Origin of the sequence: Streptomyces murinus (genome assembly GCF_002154555.1) — a bacterium.
In the GTDB taxonomy this organism is placed as follows: Bacteria; Actinomycetota; Actinomycetes; order Streptomycetales; family Streptomycetaceae; genus Streptomyces; species Streptomyces murinus.
The window spans coordinates 1-4,755 of sequence record NZ_MUNF01000406.1; the positions used below are offsets into that span (position 1 = coordinate 1).

The following is a 4,755-nucleotide window of genomic DNA, read 5'->3' on the forward strand; positions in this document are numbered from 1 at the left end:
TGCCCGGCGCCGGTGCCGGGCGCGCCCAGCATCCAGTGCGGCAGCTTCGCGCCCATCTGCTCGACCAGGAAGCCGAAGTAGCCGGAGATGCCGATCGCGACCACCGCCACGATCGCCGTGTACTCCAGCAGCAGGTCCCAGCCGATGAACCAGCCCGCGAACTCGCCGAGCACCGCGTAGCCGTAGGTGTACGCCGAACCCGCCTTCGGGATGAGCCCCGCGAACTCGGCGTACGACAGCGCCGCGCACGCGCTCGCCGCACCGGCGATCAGGAAGGACACCAGCACCGCGGGCCCGGCCGTGCCGTTGGCGACCGTACCGGCGAGGGTGAAGATACCGGCGCCGATGATGCCGCCGACGCCGATCGCGGTGAGCTGCCACAGCCCGAGGGACCGCTCAAGGCGGGGCCCCTCGCCGACCTCCGTGTCCTCGATGTGCTCGATGGGTTTGCGGCGGAGAATGCCCTCACCCGCGCGGAGTCTTGCCATACGCCTCACCTCTTCGCCGACGGCAAACGGCTGACGGCGGATCATGATGGCTCAGGGGCGCCGCGCAGGGAAGGCGCCACGCACGGCCCACGCCGGGGTCCACGCACGCGAGGACGGGCGGGCGAGCGGCCGCTCGGCGAGATGGGCGCGCAGCGCGGCGAGCCCCGGATGCGTGTTCGCCGCGTCCCACACCAGGGAGTGCGGATAGACCGGCGTCGGATCGGTGAGCGGGATCCGCCGCAGATCGTGCCCCTGCGGCCACACCAGCCGGATGCCCTCGGCGACCAGGGTGGCGAGCGTCGCGGAGTCCGCGACCGTGTCGAGCAGCGCCTCCGAGCCGAAGTCGGGGCCCACCGAGTCGATGGTGAGCCCGAACTCGGCGGCCAGCGCCGCGTAGTAGGCGGCCCACTCGGTGCCGGCCACCAGGCCCGGCATCCAGATCCGGTGCCCGGCCAGCCGCGCCGGGGTCACCGAGCGGGCCCCGGCCAGCGGATGCCGGGGGCCGGTCAGCAGCTGCACCGGCTCGTCGAAGACCCGGGCCGCCCGCAGCCCCTCGGGCAGCCGGGTGCCCACCGCGCGGAAGGTCGCGTCGATGGTGCCCGCGCGCACGGCGGCGACGGCCGTGTCCGCGTCGAACAGGGTCACCACGTCCAGGGCGGTCTCCGGATGCGCCCGGTGGAAGTCGCGCAGCAGCCCCGCGGGGCCGAGCCGGGCCCCGACCACATCGACCCGCAGCGCCCGCCGGCCCGGCCGTACCGAGGCCGCGGCGCGCTCCTCGGCCAGCAGCAGCTCACGGGCGTGCGGCAGGAACGCCTGCCCGTCGATGGTCGGCCGCGCCCCGCGCGCGGTCCGGGTGAACAGCGATACCCCCAGCTCCTTCTCCAGCGCCGCGATCCGCTTGGAGACGGCCTGCTGGGTGATGCCGAGGACGGCCGACGCCTCCTGGAACTGCCCGGTGTCCGCCACGGCGACGAAGATGCGTACGGCCTTGAGATCCACGCCGGTCATCGTAGCCACCGCCTCCCGCTGTACAACCCGTGGTTGTGGCCGGCGTCGCCCCGGTTGTTTGATACGCACCCCACCTGGTGGTTTTCATGTCCCGGGGCAACGGGAGGTTGTGGATGAAGCTGGGTCGGCGGTTCGGGTGGCTGTGGGCCGCGTACACGGTCAGTACCTTCGGTACCTGGCTCGCGTTCGACGCGCTGGCGCTGATCGCGGTCATCGTGCTGCACGCGGGCGCCGCCCAGGTCTCGCTGCTCGCCTCGGTCGGCGTGGCCGTCGGCGCGGTGGCCGCCGTACCGCTCGGGCCCTGGATCGAGTTCCGCCGCAAACGGCCGGTGATGATCACCGCGGACCTCGTGCGCGGGGCCGCGCTGCTCACCCTGCCCGCCGCCTACGCGCTCGGGGCGCTCGGCTTCGGGCAGCTCCTCGTGGTCTCCGTGGTCGTCGCGGCCGCCGACATCACCTTCACCGCCGCCTCCGGCGCCCACCTCAAGGCGCTCGTGCCGCCCGACGGCCTGCTGAGAGCCGCCGGCAGATTCGAGTCCACCACTTGGACCGCCAGCGTGCTCGGCCCCCCGGTCGGCGGCGCCCTCGTCGGCCTGCTCGGACCGGTGACCACGGTCGCCGCGGACGCCGTCAGCTATCTGCTCTCCGCGTTCGGCATCCGCGCCATCGGCCACGAGGAGACCGTCCCCGAGCGCACCACCGCACCCCGCGCCGGAGAACTGCTCGACGGCTGGCGGCACCTGCTCACCAGCCGCGCGCTGCGCCCGCTGTTCTTCAACGTGCTGCTGAACAACGCGCTGATCATGGCCGGCTCGCCGGTCCTCGCGGTCCTCATGCTCGGCCGTCTCGGCTTCACGCCCTGGCAGTACGGCCTCGCCTTCGCCGTGCCCTGCCTCGGCGGACTGCTCGGCTCCCGGCTGGCCCGCCCGCTCGCCGCCCGGTACGGCAGGCACCGGGTGCTGCGCGCCTCGGGCGTCCTGCGCGCCTGCTGGCCGATCGGCCTCGCCTTCGTCGGGCCCGGCCGGAGCGGACTGCTGGTGGTGATGGTCGTCGAAGCCGGGCTGATCACCTGCTGCGGCATCTTCAACCCGCTCCTCGTCACCGAGCGCCTGGAGAGGACCCCGAACGACCGGGTGGCCCGCGTCCTGGCCGCCTGGTCGGTCACCGGCAAGGCGGTCACGGCCGCGCTCACCGCGCTGTGGGGGCTGCTCGCCGCCCTCCTCGGCGCGCGCACCGCGCTCGGCCTCGCCGGGGCGCTGCTGCTCGCCACGCCGCTGCTGCTGTGGCCGCGCCCGGCCGCTACGGAACGACCGTCACCGGCCACCGTCCCGCCTTCACCAGCCGCACCGCCACCGACCCGATGATCCGGTGCCCGGCCTGCTCCGAGGCGCCCACCACCACCGCGTCCGCCTTCAGCTCCTCGGCGGCCGTCACCAGTCCGGCGTAGGGGTCGCCGCGGAAGGTGTGGAACTCCCAGCGCACCTCGAATATCCCGCGGACCCGCTCGGCCGCGTCCCGGATCTGCGCCACCAGGTCATCGGCGATCTCGTCGGTCGTCTCCATCACCGGCGCCCCGAGCGCCGCCCCGGCGGCCAGCACCGGCTGCACGTACACCACCGCGAGCAGCGCGTGCTGCCGCCGGGCCAGACCGCCCGCGTACGCGGCGGCGCGCATCGAGGACTCGGAGCCGTCCACGCCGACCAGGATCACCTTCGGCCCGTCCGTGCCCCGTTCGAACCGCTGCGCATGCTCTTCGTGCTGCTCCGTCACGTCCCGAGGCTATCGGAACCGTTGCTTCCTGTGGACCGCCAGGGCGCACCGGGATCACGCCTCGACGCGCGCACCCCCCGTCCCCCTCCCTACAGTCGGAACCATGACCGCCACCGCGGAGCCCGCCGCACGCAGGGACGGCGCGGGGGAGGATCCCCCGGCCGGCGGCGGGCGGCTCGGCCGGGTGCCCGAGGCGTTCGGGGGACTGTTCGCCGCCCTGGGGCTGCTGTGCGCGGCGATCGCGCTGGTGGAGCCCCTGCGCCGGGTGCTGCGTCCGCTCGTCCGGGGCATCGATCTGCTGCTGGTCCCCATCAGCGCCAACCTCGCCTACGCGGTCTTCCTGTTTCTGCTGGCCGGGGCCACCGCCGCCCGCAAGAAGGTCGCCTGGTGGCTGGTCGTCGTCTATCTGGGCCTGCTCGTCCTCAGCGACGCGCTCGGCCTCGCCCTCGGCCTGTACGCCCAGTCCCTGCCCTCCCTGATCCTGTGCGGCCTGCTGCTGGCCCTGCTGCTGGTGGCCCGGGGCGAGTTCTACGCCGCCTCCCGCCGCGGCGCGGTGTGGCGCGCCCTCGCCGTACTGCTCGGCGGGCTCGCCGGCGCGATCCTGCTCGGCTGGGGCCTGGTCCTGCTGTTCCCGGGCACCCTCCCGGCCGACGAGCATCTGGCCTGGGCCGCCGACCGGGTCTGCGGCGGCCTCGTCTCCAGCAGCTCCTTCGCCGGACACCCGCCCCGCGCGGTCACCTTCGTGCTCGGCCTGCTCGGCGCCCTCGCCCTGCTCAACGCCGCCGCCACGCTGTTCCGTTCACAGCGCCTGGAGGCCGCCCTGCACGGCGACGAGGAGGCCCGCGTCCGCGCCCTGCTCGCGCGTTACGGCGACCGCGACTCGCTCGGCTACTTCGCCACCCGCCGCGACAAGGCCGTCGTCTTCTCGCCCAGCGGCAAGGCCGCCGTCACCTACCGCGTCGAGGTCGGGGTGTGCCTGGCCAGCGGCGACCCCGTCGGCGACCCGGAGGCCTGGCCGCACGCCATCGCCGCCTGGCTGGACCTGGCCCGCCGCTACGCCTGGGTACCCGCCGTGATGGGCGCCTCCGAGGACGGCGCCCGCGCGTACGCCCGCGCGGGCCTCGGCGCCCTCCAGCTCGGCGACGAGGCGATCCTGCACGTCGCCGGGTTCGATCTGGACGGCCGGGACATGCGCGTCACCCGGCAGGCCGTGCACCGGGTCCGCCGCACCGGCGCCACCTGCCGCATCCGCCGCCACGCCACCCTCGGCGAACGGGAGATGGAGGAGATCGTCGACCGGGCCGACGCCTGGCGCGACACCGAGACCGAGCGCGGCTTCTCCATGGCCCTGGACCGGCTCGGCGATCCCGCCGACGGCGACTGCCTGCTCGTCGAGGCCTGCGGCGAGGACCGCCGGCTGCTCGCGTTGCTCTCCTTCGTGCCCTGGGGCACCGACGGCGTCTCCCTCGACCTGATGCGCCGCGACCGC

General features: G+C 74.6%; 5 protein-coding genes. 2 read left to right on the plus strand and 3 right to left on the minus strand.

From position 1 onward, the window contains the following. Both CCN72_RS23935 and CCN72_RS23940 read right to left on the minus strand, forming a co-directional pair. On the minus strand, window positions 1-488 hold a 488-nt coding region (locus CCN72_RS23935), incomplete at its 3' end, for an amino acid permease (protein ID WP_143664178.1). A 51-nt stretch (window positions 489-539) separates the two neighbouring features. Then, a complete protein-coding gene (locus tag CCN72_RS23940; protein WP_208638077.1) occupies window positions 540-1,487 on the minus strand; it encodes a LysR family transcriptional regulator in 948 nt (315 codons plus the stop codon). Window positions 1,488-1,609: 122 nt separating this feature from the next. Here CCN72_RS23940 and CCN72_RS23945 point away from each other — a divergent pair, with 122 nt between their 5' ends. After that, window positions 1,610-2,860: an MFS transporter gene (locus CCN72_RS23945; protein WP_244174422.1), complete on the plus strand. Its 1,251-nt coding sequence runs from the start codon at window positions 1,610-1,612 to the stop codon at window positions 2,858-2,860. Here CCN72_RS23945 and CCN72_RS23950 read toward each other — a convergent pair. Beyond that, window positions 2,796-3,266 carry a universal stress protein gene (locus CCN72_RS23950; RefSeq protein WP_086809463.1) on the minus strand — a complete coding sequence of 157 codons (471 nt, stop codon included), beginning with the start codon at window positions 3,264-3,266 and terminating at the stop codon, window positions 2,796-2,798. The genes CCN72_RS23945 and CCN72_RS23950 overlap by 65 nt on opposite strands. Window positions 3,267-3,369: 103 nt before the next feature. On the opposite strand from CCN72_RS23950, the gene CCN72_RS23955 reads away from it, so the two are divergent. Then, window positions 3,370-4,755: phosphatidylglycerol lysyltransferase domain-containing protein (locus CCN72_RS23955; RefSeq protein ID WP_143664179.1), on the plus strand; the 1,386-nt coding region annotated here is incomplete at its 3' end.